Annotated in this window: 18 protein-coding genes; 12 read left to right on the forward strand and 6 right to left on the reverse strand. The window is 70.5% G+C overall.

What is annotated here, in order from left to right:
• Nucleotides 1-201: 201 nt before the first annotated feature.
• Genes AB0K28_RS45270 through truB form a run of 4 tightly spaced genes read left to right on the forward strand, consistent with a single transcriptional unit; the run spans nucleotide 202 to nucleotide 2,948 of the window.
• Complete coding sequence (locus AB0K28_RS45270) at nucleotides 202-498, forward strand: DUF503 domain-containing protein (protein ID WP_345398649.1); 297 nt, start codon at nucleotides 202-204, stop codon at nucleotides 496-498.
• 39 nt (nucleotides 499-537) lie between these two features.
• Nucleotides 538-1,035: a 30S ribosome-binding factor RbfA gene (rbfA, locus tag AB0K28_RS45275; RefSeq protein WP_364383058.1), complete on the forward strand. Its 498-nt coding sequence runs from the start codon at nucleotides 538-540 to the stop codon at nucleotides 1,033-1,035.
• Nucleotides 1,032-2,072 (forward strand): DHH family phosphoesterase, encoded by a 1,041-nt coding sequence (locus tag AB0K28_RS45280; RefSeq protein ID WP_345398655.1) that lies wholly within the window; start codon nucleotides 1,032-1,034, stop codon nucleotides 2,070-2,072. The genes rbfA and AB0K28_RS45280 overlap by 4 nt, the downstream gene beginning before the upstream one ends.
• Nucleotides 2,073-2,948, forward strand: a complete 876-nt coding sequence (gene truB, locus AB0K28_RS45285; protein ID WP_364383063.1) for a tRNA pseudouridine(55) synthase TruB — start codon at nucleotides 2,073-2,075, stop codon at nucleotides 2,946-2,948.
• A 6-nt stretch (nucleotides 2,949-2,954) separates the two neighbouring features.
• On the opposite strand, the gene AB0K28_RS45290 is transcribed toward truB, so the two are convergent.
• Complete coding sequence (locus AB0K28_RS45290) at nucleotides 2,955-3,974, reverse strand: SAM-dependent methyltransferase (protein ID WP_364383066.1); 1,020 nt, start codon at nucleotides 3,972-3,974, stop codon at nucleotides 2,955-2,957.
• Between the two features lie 82 nt (nucleotides 3,975-4,056).
• Between AB0K28_RS45290 and AB0K28_RS45295 the strand changes: the two genes are divergently transcribed.
• The 6 genes from AB0K28_RS45295 (at nucleotide 4,057) to AB0K28_RS45320 (ending at nucleotide 10,795) form a co-directional block, all read left to right on the forward strand.
• Nucleotides 4,057-4,983 (forward strand): bifunctional riboflavin kinase/FAD synthetase, encoded by a 927-nt coding sequence (locus AB0K28_RS45295; RefSeq protein WP_364383069.1) that lies wholly within the window; start codon nucleotides 4,057-4,059, stop codon nucleotides 4,981-4,983.
• A gap of 181 nt (nucleotides 4,984-5,164) precedes the next feature.
• The gene (rpsO, locus tag AB0K28_RS45300; protein WP_345398667.1) at nucleotides 5,165-5,434 is read left to right on the forward strand and encodes a 30S ribosomal protein S15; all 270 of its coding nucleotides are present in this window, start codon (nucleotides 5,165-5,167) and stop codon (nucleotides 5,432-5,434) included.
• Between the two features lie 295 nt (nucleotides 5,435-5,729).
• Nucleotides 5,730-8,063, forward strand: a complete 2,334-nt coding sequence (locus AB0K28_RS45305) for a polyribonucleotide nucleotidyltransferase (RefSeq protein ID WP_345398670.1) — start codon at nucleotides 5,730-5,732, stop codon at nucleotides 8,061-8,063.
• A complete protein-coding gene (locus AB0K28_RS45310; protein WP_364383073.1) occupies nucleotides 8,060-9,370 on the forward strand; it encodes a pitrilysin family protein in 1,311 nt (436 codons plus the stop codon). The genes AB0K28_RS45305 and AB0K28_RS45310 overlap by 4 nt, the downstream gene beginning before the upstream one ends.
• A 61-nt stretch (nucleotides 9,371-9,431) precedes the next feature.
• Nucleotides 9,432-10,169 carry a 4-hydroxy-tetrahydrodipicolinate reductase gene (gene dapB, locus AB0K28_RS45315; RefSeq protein ID WP_364383076.1) on the forward strand — a complete coding sequence of 246 codons (738 nt, stop codon included), beginning with the start codon at nucleotides 9,432-9,434 and terminating at the stop codon, nucleotides 10,167-10,169.
• 146 nt (nucleotides 10,170-10,315) lie between these two features.
• The gene (locus tag AB0K28_RS45320; RefSeq protein ID WP_364383079.1) at nucleotides 10,316-10,795 is read left to right on the forward strand and encodes a GNAT family N-acetyltransferase; all 480 of its coding nucleotides are present in this window, start codon (nucleotides 10,316-10,318) and stop codon (nucleotides 10,793-10,795) included.
• Nucleotides 10,796-10,846: 51 nt separating this feature from the next.
• Here AB0K28_RS45320 and AB0K28_RS45325 read toward each other — a convergent pair whose 3' ends face one another.
• Genes AB0K28_RS45325 through AB0K28_RS45345 form a run of 5 tightly spaced genes read right to left on the reverse strand, consistent with a single transcriptional unit; the run spans nucleotide 10,847 to nucleotide 14,684 of the window.
• On the reverse strand, nucleotides 10,847-11,560 hold the full coding sequence (locus tag AB0K28_RS45325) for a GAF and ANTAR domain-containing protein (protein WP_364383082.1): 714 nt from the start codon (nucleotides 11,558-11,560) through the stop codon (nucleotides 10,847-10,849).
• A 43-nt stretch (nucleotides 11,561-11,603) separates the two neighbouring features.
• Nucleotides 11,604-12,602 (reverse strand): adenosine deaminase, encoded by a 999-nt coding sequence (locus AB0K28_RS45330; RefSeq protein WP_345398686.1) that lies wholly within the window; start codon nucleotides 12,600-12,602, stop codon nucleotides 11,604-11,606.
• A 21-nt stretch (nucleotides 12,603-12,623) separates the two neighbouring features.
• Nucleotides 12,624-13,499, reverse strand: coding sequence for a 1,4-dihydroxy-2-naphthoate polyprenyltransferase (locus tag AB0K28_RS45335; RefSeq protein WP_345398689.1), 876 nt, complete (start codon nucleotides 13,497-13,499; stop codon nucleotides 12,624-12,626).
• A 16-nt stretch (nucleotides 13,500-13,515) separates the two neighbouring features.
• A complete protein-coding gene (locus tag AB0K28_RS45340; protein WP_345398692.1) occupies nucleotides 13,516-14,124 on the reverse strand; it encodes a GNAT family N-acetyltransferase in 609 nt (202 codons plus the stop codon).
• A gap of 44 nt (nucleotides 14,125-14,168) precedes the next feature.
• On the reverse strand, nucleotides 14,169-14,684 hold the full coding sequence (locus AB0K28_RS45345; protein ID WP_364383087.1) for a CGNR zinc finger domain-containing protein: 516 nt from the start codon (nucleotides 14,682-14,684) through the stop codon (nucleotides 14,169-14,171).
• Nucleotides 14,685-14,792: 108 nt separating this feature from the next.
• Between AB0K28_RS45345 and AB0K28_RS45350 the strand changes: the two genes are divergently transcribed.
• Both AB0K28_RS45350 and AB0K28_RS45355 read left to right on the forward strand, forming a co-directional pair.
• Nucleotides 14,793-15,815: a hypothetical protein gene (locus AB0K28_RS45350; RefSeq protein WP_364383090.1), complete on the forward strand. Its 1,023-nt coding sequence runs from the start codon at nucleotides 14,793-14,795 to the stop codon at nucleotides 15,813-15,815.
• Between the two features lie 10 nt (nucleotides 15,816-15,825).
• Nucleotides 15,826-16,218, forward strand: a complete 393-nt coding sequence (locus tag AB0K28_RS45355; protein ID WP_364383093.1) for an ASCH domain-containing protein — start codon at nucleotides 15,826-15,828, stop codon at nucleotides 16,216-16,218.
• Nucleotides 16,219-16,870 lie beyond the last annotated feature (652 nt).

The following is a 16,870-nucleotide window of genomic DNA, read 5'->3' on the forward strand; positions in this document are numbered from 1 at the left end:
TTTTGGGGCGTGCTAAAAACCATCTCGTGCCGTTCGTTGTTATCTTTCGTTTAGTGTTGGGGGTTGACGCGGGGGTTGGCCCGGGGGCCCGGGCGCCCGGCGGGACATCCGCCGGGCGCCTCTCGCACGCCCTGGCCTGGTCCCCACCGCAGCAGGCCGGTCGTGCGCTGACCACACAAGGCCAAGCGGTGGTTACCAGTGATGTATGTGGGTGCCCTGACCCTGGACATCCTGCTCGGCGACGTCAGGTCGCTGAAGCAGAAGCGCTCTGTCGTCCGTCCGCTCATCGCCGAGCTGCAGCGCCGTTACCCCAGCATCGCGGTGGCTGAGACCGGTCATCTCGACCTGCACCGCAGAGCGGAGGTCGGCGTTGCGGTGGTTTCCGCTTCCGCGGGTAACTGCAAGGAGCTGCTGGACGCCTGCGAACGCATGGTGGCCTTCCGCCCCGAGATCGAGCTGTTGTCGGCCCGGCAGCGGCTCTACACCGACGAAGATTGAACGACTGCACGGCCAGGTCGTGCGTGAGGGGGAGCGAACATGGTGGATGCCGCACGAGCGCGCAAGCTCGCCGACCGCATCCAGCAGATCGTCGCCGAGATGCTGGAGCGTCGGATCAAGGATCCGCGTCTGGGCTTCGTGACCGTGACCGACACGCGCGTCACCGCCGACCTGCGCGACGCGACGGTGTTCTACACGGTGTTCGGCTCCGACGCCGAGCGGGCCGACAGCGCCGCGGCTCTTGAGAGCGCCAAGGGCATCATCCGCTCCGAGGTGGGCCGCCAGACCGGGGTCCGGTTCGCGCCGACGCTGACGTTCAAGCACGACCCGCTGCCCGACAGCGCGCGTCACCTCGACGACCTGATCAGCGCCGCCCGCGCGCGGGACGCCGAGGTGGCCAAGCAGGCCCAGACCGCCTCCTACGCCGGCGAGGCCGACCCCTACCGCAAGCCCGACGACGAGGACTTCGACACCGACGCCGAGACGGGCGCTGAGGCCGGCTCGCAGAGCCTGAGCGGCAGGGACGACCAGGCGTGACGCCCGACGTGCGCGACAGGGCAGAGCGTCCGCCTCGCGTCGAGCGGCGTCCTTGCGAGGACTGTCCCATCCCCGAGGAGTCGTGGGACCGCGCGCTGCGGCTGATCGGGCAGGCCGACGAGGTCGCGCTGGCCTGCCACGTGACGCCCGACGGCGACGCGCTCGGCTCGATGCTGGCGGTCGCGTTCGTGCTGCGCTCGATGGGCAAGCGGGTGGTCGCCTCGTTCGGCGACCGCCACTTCGCGGTGCCGCGGCTGCTGCGCTTCCTGCCCGGCCAGGAGATGCTGGTGCCGCCGGACGACTACCCGGCCGCGCCCGACCTGATGATCGTTTTCGACTGCTCGACGTTCGAGCGGGTCGGGCTGCTCGGCGCCAACGCCGCCTCGGCGCGCGAGGTGATCGTGGTCGACCACCACCCGTCCAACTCGGGGTTCGGCTCGCTCGACCTCATCGACGCCAAGGCCGCGGCCACCGCGATGCTCGCCGAGCAGCTCGTCTACCGGCTCGGCGGGCGGCTCGACCGCGACATCGCCACCTGCCTGTACGCCGGCCTCGTCACCGACACCGGCTCCTTCCGCTACTCCTCGACCACGCCCGCCGTGCACCAGATGGCGGCCAGGCTGGTCGCCACCGGGCTGCGGGTGGACGAGATCGCCCGCGAGCTGTGGGACCGTTCCCCGTTCGGCTACCTCAAGGTGCTGGGCAACGCGCTGGAGCGGGTGGCGCTGGAGGACGGCATGGTCTGGACGTACGTGACCCGGGTCGACCGGGCCGCGTACGGGCTGCCGTACTCCGAGCTCGAAGGCATCATCGACATCGTCCGCCGCACCGACGAGGCGCAGGTCGCCGTCGTGCTCAAGGAGGACGACTACGGCGACTGGCAGGTGTCCACCCGGTCCAAGGGCACCGTCGACGTCGCGGCGGTGTGCGCGGCGCTCGGCGGCGGCGGCCATCACAACGCGGCCGGGTTCACCTCCTACGACACCGTCGAGGAGACCATGACGAAGTTCCGTCGCGAGCTGCGGAAGGTTACCTGAATGGCCGAGAGCGGTCTGATCATCGTCGACAAGCCGGGTGAGTGGACCTCCCACGACGTGGTGGCCAAGATGCGGCGCATCGCCGGCACCCGCAGGGTGGGGCACGCGGGCACGCTCGACCCGATGGCGACGGGCGTGCTGGTGATCGGTGTGGAGAAGGCGACCAGGCTGCTCGGTCACCTGATGCTGACCGAGAAGGAATACCGCGCCACGATCCGGCTCGGCGTGAGCACCAACACCGACGACGCCGAGGGCGAGGTCACCGCCACCGCGTCGGCCGCCGGGGTGGGCGAGGGCGAGATCCGCAAGGGCGTCGAAGCGCTCACCGGCGCCATCATGCAGGTTCCGCCGCAGGTCAGCGCCATCAAGGTGAACGGCCAGCGGGCCTACAAGAAGGCCCGGGCGGGCGAGGAGGTCGAGCTGGCGGCCAGGCCCGTCACGGTGAGCTCGTTCGAGGTGCTCGACATCCGGGCGGCCGGTGACGTCATCGACGTCGACGCCGGCGTGGTCTGTTCGAGCGGCACCTACATCCGCTCGCTGGCCCGCGACCTCGGCGCCGCGCTCGGCGGGGTCGGCGGGCACCTGACGGCGCTGCGGCGCACCCGCGTGGGGCCGTACGACCTGTCGCTCGCCAAGACCATCGAGCAGCTCACCGAGGAGTGCGTGGTGCTGCCCATCGGCGAGGCGGTCGCCGCGGCCTTCCCGCGTCGCGACGTCACCGCCGAGGAGGCCCGCGTCGTCGCCCACGGCGGGCGGCTGCCGGCCGCCGGGCTCGGCCCCGGCCCGATCGGCGTGTTCGGGCCTGAGGGTGAGCTGCTGGCGCTGGTGGAGGAGCAGGGCCGCACCGCGCGGCCCCTGGCGGTCTTCGCCGGCTGACCCGCGTCAGCCCGGCTTGCGGGCCACGATGATGTCGCGGACGATCGCCTGGTCCACCCAGTGCTCGAAGTCGGGGTAGTCCATCACCTCGAGGCCCGCCCCGGTCAGGATGCGGGCCAGCTCGTCGCTCTTGCCGCCGTAGGTGTTCCAGGCGATGCCCATCGCGCCGCCGGGCCGCAGCAGCTCCGCCCAGACCGGCACCGCCCGGCCCAGCAGCTCCAGCGGGCTGCGCGACAGGCCCGCGCCGCCCTTGCTGCCGTGCTGCACGCCGTAGGGGGCGTCGGTGGCCAGCACGTCGAACGAGCGCGGCCTGAAGAACTCGCGGCTCTTGAGCGTGTCGGCGTTGACCACGGTCAGGCGCTGCACGTCGCCGGCCTTGAACGCCTCCTTCGACAGCCCGAAGGCGACGTTGAGCCGCCGCCCGACGAGAGCACGGTCGCGGCGCACCGGCACGGTCTCGGCGGTGTGCTTGAGCCGCTTGTTGCGCAGCCACGTCTTGATGAAACCGGCGTAGGCCTCGAAGTCCTTGCCGTCGACGTCGAGGCCGTAGGCGTCGTAGCCGTACATGAGGGCCTGGTTGAGCGTGGTGCCGCGGCCGCACATCGGGTCGAACACCGCGAGGCCGTCGCCCAGCCCCCTGTCGCTCGCCAGCGCCGTGACGTTGAGCAGCAGCTTCGTGAAGTGCTCGTTGGTCTTGCCGGCGTATTTCTGGATGGTGAGCAGGTCGCTGCTGAGCCGGTCGCGCGGCCGCATGGCGAGCGGCCTGAGCAGGTCGCCCTCGACGCCGAAGACGGCGTAGACGGACGACAGGTCGGACAGCAGCCGCACGTCGCCGTCGGACAGCGGCTCGGCGGTGTCGAACGTCACGTAGGGGACGCCGCCGATGCGGGTCTCCTCGCTGGCCAGCACCTCGCCCTCAAGGGCGCGCGCGCTGAAGACGGCCAGCTCGTTGCGGGTGAGGCGGACGGAGCTCTCTCCGTAGACCCGGTTGAAGGCAGGCAGGATCAGGAGCGCGTAGCGAGGCATGATGCCCGATGATAGCCGCCTCGATTGGAGGGAATGCCGCGCCGCGTGGCACGCTTGTACGGGTTGTTCCGGGGACGAGTGAATGGGGCCTGGCGTGCAGGGTTCGGAAAGGTCTGTGGTGACCGTCGGCGTGTACGACGGGGTCCACCTCGGGCACCAGCGGGTGGTCGGGCGGGCCGTCGCCGTCGCCCGGGAGCGGGGCCTGCGCAGCGTGGCGGTCACGTTCGAGCCGCATCCCGACGAGGTCGTCCGCCCCGGCTCGCATCCCCACCGGCTGACCAGCGCGCGGCGGCGGGCCGAGCTGCTGGCCGGGCTGGGCGTGGACACCATCGACACCGTGGAGTTCTCCTTCGGGCTGTCGCAGTGGACGCCCGCCGAGTTCGCCCAGAAGGTGCTCGCCGAGCGGCTGCGGGCGGCGGTCGTGGTGGTGGGCGCCGACTTCACCTTCGGCCAGGACGCCGCCGGTGACGTCGAGACCCTGCGCACGCTGGGCGACAAATACGACTTCGAGGTCGAGGCCGTGCCCCGGCTCGACGACATCTCCTCGACCACCGTCCGCGAGCGGCTCACCGCCGGCGACGTGGCGGGCGCGGCGGCCGGGCTGGGCCGCCCCCACCGGGTCGAGGGCGTCGTCGTACGCGGCTACCAGCGCGGCCGCCAGCTCGGCTTCCCCACGGCCAACGTCGAGACCCCGCAGTACACCGCGATCCCGGCCGACGGCGTCTACGCGGGCTGGCTGCAGTGCGTCCCGGTGGCCAACCTGCCCACGCTCTACGAAGGCGAGCGCTGGCCCGCGGCCATCTCGGTCGGCACCAACCCGACGTTCGAGGGCGTGCCGCGCACGGTGGAGGCGTACGCGCTGGACCGCGACGACCTCGAGCTGTACGGCGCGCACGTCGCGGTGGAGTTCGCCGCGCGGCTGCGCGGAAACACCCGCTTCGACTCGATCGAGGCGCTCATCGCCCAGATCCACGCCGACGTGGAGGACACGCGACGCCTGACGAGCTAGCCGGTCTCGGCTCGGACACGACCGCCCCGTGCACTGGACGCGGGGTGGTAACCTTGCATGTCGGCTCTATACCGGCGGCGCTGCGCGCTGCCCATGACGGCCTTCACGCGGCGACTGTAGGCACGCACGGTCGTTCGCACTTCCATCTCATTCGCGCGTGTCCGTAGATCGAAGGAGAGCCGTGTCCCTCGACACCGCTGCCAAGAAGTCCATCATCGACGAGTACGCGACGACCGAGGGCGACACCGGGTCGCCCGAGGTGCAGATCGCGCTGCTCAGCAAGCGCATCAGCGAGCTGACCGAGCACCTCAAGACGCACAAGCACGACCACCACAGCCGTCGTGGTCTGCTGCTGCTCGTGGGTCGCCGGCGCCGCCTGCTGAAGTACCTGCAGAAGGTCGACATCCAGCGCTACCGTTCGCTCATCGAGCGGCTCGGTCTGCGCCGATAACATGACGAGGGAGCGGCCTGCGCGCCGCTCCCTTCTCATATGGGGTAGGACCCATCGCAGGGCGCGTGGCGGCGTGAAAACCGCCCCGCGCCTGGCGTACAACTGAAGATCCGAGACACACAGCCCCCGCGTCCGCTCAGCACCATGCGACCCGCGACGCCTGCGGGCCGGTCCTCGGTAGTGGCTTCCGGTAAGAACGCACTTGACCGGGCGCTTCGATCGAAGACCGGCGCTGCACCTAACGAGGGTGCCGGTGAGAAAAGGGCGCGGGTGACCGACCACAAGGAGGTCCCCCGTGGAGGGTGTCCACACTGCTGAAGCCGTCATAGACAACGGCTCGTTCGGTACGCGTACGATCCGGTTCGAGACCGGTCGGCTCGCGCGCCAGGCGGCGGGTTCCGCCGTCGCCTATCTCGACAACGACACGATGGTGCTCTCGGCGACGACCGCGTCCAAGACGGCGAAGGAGCAGTTCGACTTCTTCCCGCTGACGGTCGACGTCGAAGAGCGCATGTACGCCGCGGGCCGCATCCCCGGCTCGTTCTTCCGCCGCGAGGGCCGTCCCTCCGAGGACGCGATCCTCACCTGCCGGCTGATCGACCGGCCGCTGCGCCCGTCGTTCGTCAAGGGCCTGCGCAACGAGGTCCAGGTCGTCGCCACCGTCATGGCGCTCAACCCCGACCACCTCTACGACGTGGTCGCCATCAACGCCGCGTCGCTGTCCACCCAGCTCGCCGGGCTGCCCTTCTCGGGCCCCATCGGCGGCGTCCGGGTGGCGCTGATCGACGGCCAGTGGGTGGCCTTCCCGACCCACCACGAGCTTGAGCGGGCCACGTTCGACATGGTCGTGGCCGGGCGGGTGCTCGACGACGGCGACGTCGCGATCATGATGGTCGAGGCGGAGTCCACGAAGGACACGCTCAAGCTCGTCGCCGACGGCGCGGTCGCCCCGACCGAGGAGACCGTCGCGCAGGGCCTCGAGGCGGCCAAGCCGTTCATCAAGGTGCTGTGCGAGGCGCAGTCCCGCATCGCGCAGGTCGCCGCCAAGGAGACCGCCGAATACCCGATCTTCCTCGACTACCAGGACGACGTCTACACCGCCGTCGAGGCCGCGATCAAGACCGAGCTTGCCGCCGCGCTGACCATCGCCGGCAAGCAGGAGCGCGAGAACGAGCTGGAGAAGGTCAAGGCGCTGGCCGCCGAGAAGCTCCTGCCCGAGTTCGAGGGCCGCGAGAAGGAGATCTCCGCCGCGTTCCGCTCGGTGATGAAGAAGCTCATGCGCGAGCGCGTCGTCAAGGAGGGCGTGCGCATCGACGGCCGCGGCACGAAGGACATCCGCGCGCTGTCGGCCGAGGTCCACGTGGTGCCCCGGGTGCACGGCTCGGCGCTGTTCGAGCGCGGCGAGACCCAGATCCTCGGCATCACGACGCTCAACATGCTGCGCATGGAGCAGGTCATCGACACGCTCAACCCCGAGCGGACCAAGCGCTACATGCACAACTACAACTTCCCGCCCTACTCCACCGGTGAGACCGGCCGGGTGGGCTCGCCCAAGCGCCGCGAGATCGGTCACGGCGCGCTGGCCGAGCGGGCACTGATCCCGGTGCTGCCCACGCGTGAGGAGTTCCCCTACGCGATCAGGCAGGTGTCGGAGGCGCTCGGCTCCAACGGCTCGACCTCGATGGGCTCGGTCTGCGCCTCCACCATGGCGCTGCTCGACGCCGGTGTGCCGCTCAAGGAGATGGTCGCCGGCATCGCGATGGGCCTGATCGGCGAGGGCGACACCTACGTCACGCTGACCGACATCCTGGGCGCCGAGGACGCCATGGGCGACATGGACTTCAAGGTCGCCGGCACCAAGGACGTCATCACCGCCCTGCAGCTCGACACCAAGCTCGACGGCATCCCCGCGAGCGTCCTCGCCGGCGCGCTCAAGCAGGCCAAGGGCGCCCGCCTGGCGATCCTCGACGTGATGCAGGAGGCGATCGACTCCCCGGCGGAGATGAACCCGACCGCGCCGCGCATCATCACCATCAAGGTCCCGGTCGACAAGATCGGCGAGGTCATCGGCCCGAAGGGCAAGATGATCAACCAGATCCAGGACGACACCGGCGCCGAGATCACCATCGAGGACGACGGCACGATCTACATCGGCGCCACCGACGGGCCGTCCGCCGAGGCCGCCCGTTCGGCGATCAACGCCATCGCCAACCCGCACATGCCCGAGGTGGGCGAGCGCTATCTGGGCACGGTCGTCAAGATCGCCGCCTTCGGCGCGTTCATCTCGCTCATGCCGGGCAAGGACGGCCTGCTCCACGTCTCCCAGATCCGCAAGCTGCACGGCGGCAAGCGCATCGAGAACGTCGAGGACGTCATGGCCGTCGGCGAGAAGATCCAGGTCGAGATCGCCGAAATCGACGGCCGCGGCAAGCTCTCGCTGGTGCCGGTCGAGGTCATCGAGAAGGAGGCCGCCGAGAAGGAGGCCAAGGCCGCCGACGGCGGTGCTCCCGAGCAGTCCGAGGCGCCCGCCGCCCCGGACGCCGACGACAAGTCCGAGCGCCCGCGCCGCACCCGCACCCGCGTGCGCAGCTCCCGCGGCTCCTCCGAGGGAGACGACCGGAACTCGTGACCACGACCACGCTGCACCCCGGCAAGGACGGAGCCGGGGTGGTAAGGCGCACCGTCCTCCCGGGTGGGCTGCGCGTGGTGACCGAGACCATGCCGACCGTGCGGAGCGTCGCGGTCGGCATGTGGGTCGGCATCGGCTCGCGCGACGAGGCTCCCGAGCACATGGGGGCCACCCACTTCCTTGAGCACCTGCTGTTCAAGGGCACTCCGACGCGCGACGCCATGGAGATCTCCGCCTCCATCGAGGGCATCGGCGGTGAGATCAACGCCTTCACCGCCAAGGAGTACACCTGCTACTACGCGCGGGTCCTCGACGAGGACCTGCCGGTCGCGGTCGACGTGCTCGCCGACGTGGTGACCAGCTCGCTGGTGACCGAGGACGACGTCGAGTCCGAGCGTGGCGTGATCCTCGAAGAGATCGCCATGCACGACGACGACCCCTCCGACGTGGTGCACGAGCAGTTCGCCGCCACCCTCTACGGCGACTCGCCGATCGGCCGGCCCATCCTGGGCACGGTCGACTCCATCAACGCGCTCGGGCGCGAGCGCATCGCCGAGTACTACCACCGCTTCTACCTGCCGCGCCGCACCGTCGTGTCGGTGGCGGGCAACGTCAGGCACGAAGAGGTCGTCGAGCTGGTCGCCAGGGCGTACGAGCGGGCGGGGGCGCTGAGCGGCCCCGCCGAGTTCGAGCCGCCGCGCACCAGCGGCCCCGGCGCCGCGACGCGGTCCGGCGTCGCGGTGCTCGACCGGCCCACCGAGCAGGCCAACCTCGTGCTCGGCACGACGGGCCTGTCCCGCACCGACGACCGCAGGTTCGCCCTCGGCGTGCTCAACGCGGCGCTCGGCGGCGGCATGTCGTCGCGGCTCTTCCAGGAGATCAGGGAGAAGCGCGGCCTGGCCTACTCCGCCTACAGCTACACCTCGGCCTACGCCGACACCGGCCAGTTCGGCATCTACGTGGGCTGTCTGCCCTCGAAGATCGACGACGTGCTGAAGATCTGCCGCGACGAGGTGTCCAGGGTGGTGGCCGAAGGGCTCACCGCCGACGAGATCATGCGCGGCAAGGGCCAGATGCGCGGCGGGCTCGTGCTCGGCCTGGAGGACACCGGCTCGCGCATGTCCCGCATCGGCAAGAACGAGCTGGTCTACGACGAGCTCATGTCGGTGGACGAGGTGCTCGCGCGCATCGAGTCCGTCACCCCCGACGAGATCACCGAGATCGCCGCCGACGTGCTCAACCGGCCGCTCACGCTGGCCGTCATCGGCCCGTACGGCGACAAGGACTTCAGCGACGCGATCCGCTGAGACGCGCGCCGCCGCCCCCCGGTCCGGCATCGGCGGGGCGGCGGCACGATAGGCTCGCCCTGTGATCAGGGTAGGTGTGCTGGGCGCCCAGGGACGTGTGGGCGTCGAGGTGTGCAAGGCGGTCGAGGCGGCAGCCGACATGGAGCTGGTGGCCGCGCTCGACAAGGACGACTCCATCGAGGGGCTCGCCGGCGCCGAGGTGGTGGTCGACTTCACCCATCCCGACGTGGTGATGGGCAACCTCGAATGGGCGATCGGCCACGGCGTCCACCCGGTGGTGGGCACCACCGGTTTCGACGAGGGACGGCTCGAGACCGTGCGGGGCTGGCTCGCCGCCAACCCCGGCACCAACTGCCTCATCGCCCCCAACTTCGGCATCGCGGCCGTGCTCATGATGCACTTCGCGCAGCAGGCCGCCCGCTACTTCGAGTCGGCCGAGATCGTCGAGCTGCACCACCCCAACAAGGCCGACGCGCCGTCCGGCACGGCCCGGCGCACTGCTGAGCTGATCTCCGAGGCCCGTGCCAAGGCCGGGCTCGGGTCGATGCCCGACGCCACCAGCACCGCGCTCGACGGCGCCCGCGGGGCCGACGTCGGTGGCGTCCACGTCCACGCCGTGCGCCTGTCGGGGCTCATCGCCCACCAGGAGGTGCTGCTCGGCGGCGACGGCGAGACGCTGACCATCCGCCACGACACGATGAGCCGCGCCGCGTTCACCCCCGGCGTGCTGCTCGGCGTGCGGCGGGTGCGCGAGCTGCCCGGCCTCACGGTGGGCCTGGAGCGCCTGCTCGACCTCTAGCCAGGTGCACACGACGTGCCCACGCCTCGCACACGCGGACGTGGGCACGTCGTGAGGAGAGGGTCCCAGCTCCGCACAGCCGGGCCTACGATCTTCAACCCTAATATGAGCGGCGACCTACGCTCCTGACATGAGATCGTGTCGCCATGGTGCGATGGGCCGAGGCGGATGAGCTGGCCGGATTGGTGCCGATCGAGCTGGCCGCCGACCGGCTGTTCGAGCAGGTGGGCATCGTGTTCCCGCCGGGCACGACGATGATCGAAGAGGTCGCCGACCCGCACGCGGTGCTGGTCGAGGGAGCGCCGCCCGACGGGTTCGCGCTCATCGGCGAGGTCGACGGGTGCGTGCATCTCGACCAGCTCGCCGTACGTCCCGAGCGCATGCGCCAGGGCATCGGCGGGCGGCTCGTCGCGGCGGTGATCGACCACGCGCGCGCCTGCGGGGCGCCCGGCGTGACGCTGACGACGTTCAGGGACGTGCCGTGGAACGGCCCCTGGTACGCCCGCCACGGCTTCTCCGTGCTGCCCGAGAGCGCGTGGGGGCCCGAGCTGCGGGCGCTGGTCGCGCATGAGCGGGAGCTGGGCATCGAACTCGCGCCCCGCGTCGTGATGCGGCACTTGTCGTGATGCGGTGCTTGTTGTCATTCGGCACGCGTCGTGAGGCGCCGTGCCGTCTGGTCAGCCTGAGGTCTTCTGTGGGGGTTCTTCGAAGCGGGAGCGGAGGGGCGGCTCGCCGCTCACCTTCTCCACGATCGAGGCGGCGATCTGGTGCACCTTGACGTTGCGGTCCTGCGAGATCTGCCGTAACAGCTCGAACGCCTGCCGCGGGGTGCACCGGCGCTGCGCCATGACGATGCCGAGCGCCTGGTCGATCACTCCGCGCGTGGTCAGCGCCTCCTTGAGCTGCCCGGCCACCTCCCGCATGCGCGCCACGTCGAGCGCCGCACGGAACAGCACCCCCACGTGCGCCGCCGTCACCCGCATCGCCGTCCACGTCTCGTCGGCGAACCCGCCGGGACGGCTCGCGTAGAGCGTCAGCACGCCGAGCAGCACACCCGCCGACTCCAGCGGTTCGCAGTGCACCCCACGCACCTGCCCGGCCGCCGCCGAGAAGCGCGGCCAGCGCGACTCGGCCCGCAGATCGTCGGACGTCACGGGACCGCCGTCCCTGATCACGTCGAGCACCGGCCCCTGCCCCGTGGCCCGCTGCAGGCCGTCCAGCAGCTCGGCGACACTGTCGGAGCAGGCGACCGTGGGGATCTCGCCGTCGCGGCACAGCACGATGCTCAGCATGGGGGAGTCGGGCATCGCCCGCCCCGCGATGGCGACGCACTCGGCGAGTGCCTGCTCGAACTCCGCGATGTCGGTGGGCACGCCGGCCCGTTCGGCCATGATCCCTCGCACTCGTCGGCGGCGCTCGGTGACCTAGGCTAGCTCACGAGAGGTAGGCGTCCACCTCGGCGAGGTAGGAGTCCTTGAGGTGGCGGGGCAGCCAGGTGATCTCGAACGCGTTGCGCTGCAGCCCGGCCAGCTCCTCACGGGTGAGCTGGAGCGCGTCGTGCAGGGCCAGGAGGTTCTCCGTCACGTACGCGGCGAAGTACGCCGGATCGTCGGAGTTGATCGTCACGCGCACCCCGAGGTCCATCAGCTTGCGGATGCCCTCGGCCTTCATCGAGTCCGTCACGTAGCCGTTGGAGACCGGGCAGCACGTCAACCCCGTGCCCCTGGCCAGCACCTTCTCGACCAGCCGCTGGTCCTCCAGGATGTTGACGCCGTGGTCGATGCGGTCGACGCCGATGTCCTCGATCGCCTGCCTGATGTGCTCGGCGGCGTCGTCCTGGTCGACGTCGCAGTGCATGGTCAGCAGGTAGCCCTCCTGCCTGGCCCGCTCGTAGACGGCCGCGAACTTGCGCGGCGGGTTGCCCTTCTCGTCGGAGTCGAGGCCCACGCCGGCGATCCACTCCTTGTACGGCAGCGACTCCAGCAGCGTCGCCATCGCGTACTCGGCCTGGAAGTCGCGCAGGAAGCACATGATGAGCTGGGCCCGCAGCCCGAGCTGTGCGTACGCGTCGAGCAGCGCCCTGCGCAGCCCCCTGATCACCACGTCGAACGGCACACCGCGCGAGGTGTGCGCCTGCGGGTCGAAGAAGATCTCCGCGTAGCGGACGTTCTGGCTCGCCGCCTTGCGCAGGTAGGCCATGGCCAGGTCGTAGAAGTCGGGCTCGGTGCGCAGCACCCGCATGCCCTCGTAGTAGATCGTCAGGAACGACGGCAGGCTGTCGAAGGTGTAGGCCGCCCGCATCTCCTCGACCGACGCGTACGGCAGCTCCAGGCCGTTACGCCTGGCCAGCTCGAACTTCAGCTCGGGCTCCAGCGTGCCCTCGATGTGCAGGTGCAGCTCGCACTTCGGCAGACCGGCGATGAAATCCTTCACGGTCCCACCCTAGAAGACGCCTCAGAAGACGAGGGCCAGCCCCACCGCGAAGAGGGCGCCGTACGCCATCTGCAGTTTGCCCGTCTGCTGTAGCACCGTGATGAGCGCGGGGCCCACCGCCTTGCCCAACACCGCCCTGACCGGCAGCACCGCCAGCGGCGCGCTCAGCAGCACCAGCGCCGCCCACGGCGTGAACGGCACCATCGTCAGCGCCACGAAGTAGGGGACGACCTGGCAGGCGACGTAGAGCGCACGGGTGCGCTCGGCGCCCAGCCGTACGGCGAGCGTGCGCTTGCCCGACTCGCCGTCGGTGCCGACGTCGCGCAGGTTGTTGACCACCAGCATCGAGCACGACAGCAGGCCCACCGGGATCGACGCGATCAGCGCCGCCCAGCTCAGCTGCTCTGTCTGCACGTACGCCGTGCCGACCACCGGCACGATGCCGAAGAACACGAACACGGCCAGCTCGCCGAGCCCGCGGTAGCCGTACGGGCGCTTGCCACCGGTGTAGAACCAGGCGGCCGCGATCGCCGCCGCGCCCACCAGCAGCACCCACCATGCCTGCGTCACTAGCACCAGCACGAGCCCCAGCACCGCCGCCACGGCGAAACAGCCGAGCGCCGCCGCCAGCACCTGCCTCGGCGGCGCCACCCGCGAGCCGACCAGCCGCATCGGGCCGACGCGCTGGTCGTCGGTGCCGCGGATGCCGTCGCTGTAGTCGTTGGCGTAGTTGACGCCGATCTGCAGGGCCAGCGCCACGAGCAGCGCCAGGACGGCCCGCCACCACACGAAGCCGCCCTCGCCGATCGCCACGCCGGTGCCCACCATGACGGGCACGATGGCGTTGGGGAGCGTGCGGGGACGGGCGCCGGCGATCCACTGGCCGGGGGTTGCCATCTTTGTCCTCAAACCTCTAGCTGATGTCGGTCCTGAGCCTGACCATCCTGATCGGGCGGCCCATGTCGAGGACGCGCTCTGCCATGTCCTCGCCCCAACCGGCCGACTCCAGGAAGCCGAGCACAGCGTAGTTGTCGGCGAACGCCCAGGTGACGATCTGCCGGAAGCCATCTTCGCGCAGGTAGTCGACGGTGGCGTTGAGCAGGCGGCTGCCGTGACCGCGGCGTACGAAGTCGGGATCGACCAGCAGTGTCAGCATCTCGGCCGTCACGCTGGGATCGAGGTCGGGATCCTCGGCCGGCGCATGGGAGGCCAGACCCACCACGCGCTCACCACCACGAGGAGTGACCAGAGCGGCGCTGCCCCCCGCGCCGAGGGCGGGGAAGCCCTCGGTGTCGAGGATGGTCTCCACCGCGACCAGCACCCGGTGCATGGGGCTGGGCGGGGCGACGATCGCCTCGTCCCACTGGCGCAGCCACATCTTCTCCGCCGCCGCGCCGGTCATCTGCTCGAGTGGACCTTCGGGGAGGAAATCCCGATAGCCGTAGCGCCAGGCGCGGATCTGAGTATTCGCAACCTGGAGCACATCCTCGCGCCGGGCCGCCCGGACGCCTACGTCTGCCATCTCGGCCCGCTCCTTCGCCTGCCGTTCATGCCACAAGGCACGAGTTACACCGTATCGGTGTTTGACCCTTGAGGACGACGCGAACCCCGCTTCCTCGCCCGGTAAGCGCGTGTCTTGGTGCGGTTGCCGCAAACCCGCATGGAACACCACGAGCGGGAACGGTTCTTCGACGAGTCGATGAACGCCCACTGACAGGTTCCCTCCGCGCACACCTTGAGCCGGTCCCACGACGCCGTCACGGCCGCCGCGGCGATCCGCGCCAGCCCGCCCGAAACACCGTCCGCCACCGGCGCCAGACCAGGACCCTCCTCCGGAGTCACCACCACCCGCAGGGGGAGCCCCGGCAGGTCGGCCGCCTCGCGCCTGAGCGCCGCCCGCAGGCTCTCACGCAACTCGTGCGCGGTCCGCAGGTCGTCGTCGGTCGCCCGGTCGTGGGGGCCGGCCAGGTCGCGCTCGCGCAGCCACAGGGCCAGCTCCGCCGGGGAGGACAGCTCGTCCGTCTGGGTTTCGACGTCGAAGGTGTTCACGAAGTCGCGTACGAGCTCCGTGGAGAACGGCATGCCGTCACTCTACTGCGCGCGCCTGCCCCCATGATCACCAGGTCTGGCGCGGCGTCCTTGCCACGCGTGACGCCTCAGTCGCAGGATGGGAGAGGAGGTGTCACAACCATGGCCGACCTCACGATCCCGGAAGGCGGCTTCTGGCCGGCTCCGGACATCCCGCAGCCCAACATCTACCCGATGGAGTGGCGGGTCGAGACCGAGAAGCTCGCCGCCATCTACGAGAAGTCCAAGCGCGTCGTCTGGAACCCCGCAGACCTGCCCTGGGACGCCCTCGACCCCGCCGCGTTCACCCGCGAGCAGCGGCTGGGCATCATGTACTGGTTCGCCGTGCTCGCCAACTTCGACGCCTCAGGGCCCGCCGTCTTCGCCCGCGCCACCGTCCAGGCGTTCGAGAAGCACGAGGAGGACCCGGTCAGGAAGTGCTTCTTCTCGATCACCCGCGACGAGATGAACCACGAGGAGTGCTGCCAGCGCACCATCGCCCGCCTGTGGCCCGGCGGTCCCCTCGACTGGACGCCGTCCGACGACCTCGAAGCCGCCGCCCACAACAACATCGGCTGGCTCTACCACAACGGCGGCCGCTACTGGAACGGCTACACCGCCGCCGTCGGCCGATATTCGCTGCCGGTGCTGTTCACCAGCTTCATGATGGGCGAGATGGCCGCCTCGACGCTCTTCCGCGGCATGGCCTCCGGCACCCGGCATCCCGTCTTCGGCGAGATGTTCCAGCGCATCGGGCGCGACGAGTCCCGCCACCTCCAGATCTGCATGACCATCCTGGAGAACGAGTGGCCCGGCCTCACCGACGACACCCGGGATCTGATCACCCGGCAGCTCAGAGCCGGGTTCGTGTTCCTCAGCATGATCCTCTGGGAGCCGCCCGAGGGGTTCTGGGAGCTGCCGCCGTACTTCCTGGCCAACCACCGCGTCCTCATCGACCATGCCAGGCAGGCGGGGCTGGGGGTGCTGTCGTACGAGGAGCAGGCCGAGAACTGGCGCCTGGCCATGGCCCGCGTCCGCGCCATCGTCGAACGCTGGGGCATCGCCTTTCCCGCCATCCCCGAACTCGACCTTGAGGGTGTGCAGGTGGACGTCGTCGATCCTGAGGACATCATCCCCGTCTTCTAGCATCGGCGTCATGTGGCCACGGAAGGACGGACTGCGGGTCCTTGAGCTTGGTACGCCCGGCGAACTTCGTACCCGGTTGACCGACCTCGTGCTCTCCGGTCACAAGACCGCGACCGCCGGGCTCCTGACCCTCGACTACGAGGCTGAGGGGGAGGAGATCGAGCACGTCGGCGAACGCCTCGCCCTCGTCGGCGACTCGGGGGAGCGCGTGGGGGAGATCGAGATCACCCGGGTCGAGGTGGTGCCGTTCGCTGAGGTGAGCTGGGAGTTCGCGAACGCCGAAGGCGAAGGCTACGCGTCTGTGGCTGAGTGGGGGGAGTCGCATGTGGGGTTCTGGCGGGCGTACGGGGTGGAGGTCACCGACTCGACCCCCGTGGTCTGCCTCTGGTTCCGCCTCCTCTGACCAGCCCTCCAGCCCTCACCGCACCCACCCGGAAGCCCCTTAGACCTCACCACCGTCCACACCCAGCCACATCAGTTCCCTCACCACACCCCGCCCTACGGCTCACCGACCTCTTCCCGGGCGTCTCGCGCTGCCGTGCTGGCGTCCCGTGCTGCCGCCTGGCCCTGAGGCTCAGTGCTGCCGCGTGTCCCAACGGATGTCCTCTTCCCAACGGATGCCCGCTCCGGCCTTGCCCCGCGCCGCTCCAACCTTGCCCCCGCCGCTCCGGCCTTGCCCGGGCCCGCCGTCTTGTGCTGCTGCCCCGCCCTTCGGGCCCGCCCTGCCGCCCGACGCTGAGGCCCCGCGCCGTTCCGGCCTTGCCGCGCCGCTTCGGCCTTGCCGCGCCGCTTCGGCCTTGCCGCGCGGCCACGGCCCTGCCCGGGCCCGCCGCCCCCTGTGTGCTGCTGCCCGGCCCTTGGGACCCGCGCTGCCGCCCCACCTCGGCCGTCGCCCAGCCCGGCTCTGCCCCGGCCCGGCTCTGCCCGCGCTGCCGCTCCCAACCCGCTACTCCCAACCCGCCGCTCCCAACCCGCCGCCCCCAACCCGCCGCTCCGGGCCCACCGCCCCCGGCCACCGCCCCGCGCTGCCGTTCAGTGCTTTCGGACGCCCCCGC

It is taken from the genome of Nonomuraea sp. NPDC049504 (assembly GCF_040676845.1).
Classification (GTDB): domain Bacteria; phylum Actinomycetota; class Actinomycetes; order Streptosporangiales; family Streptosporangiaceae; genus Nonomuraea; species Nonomuraea salmonea.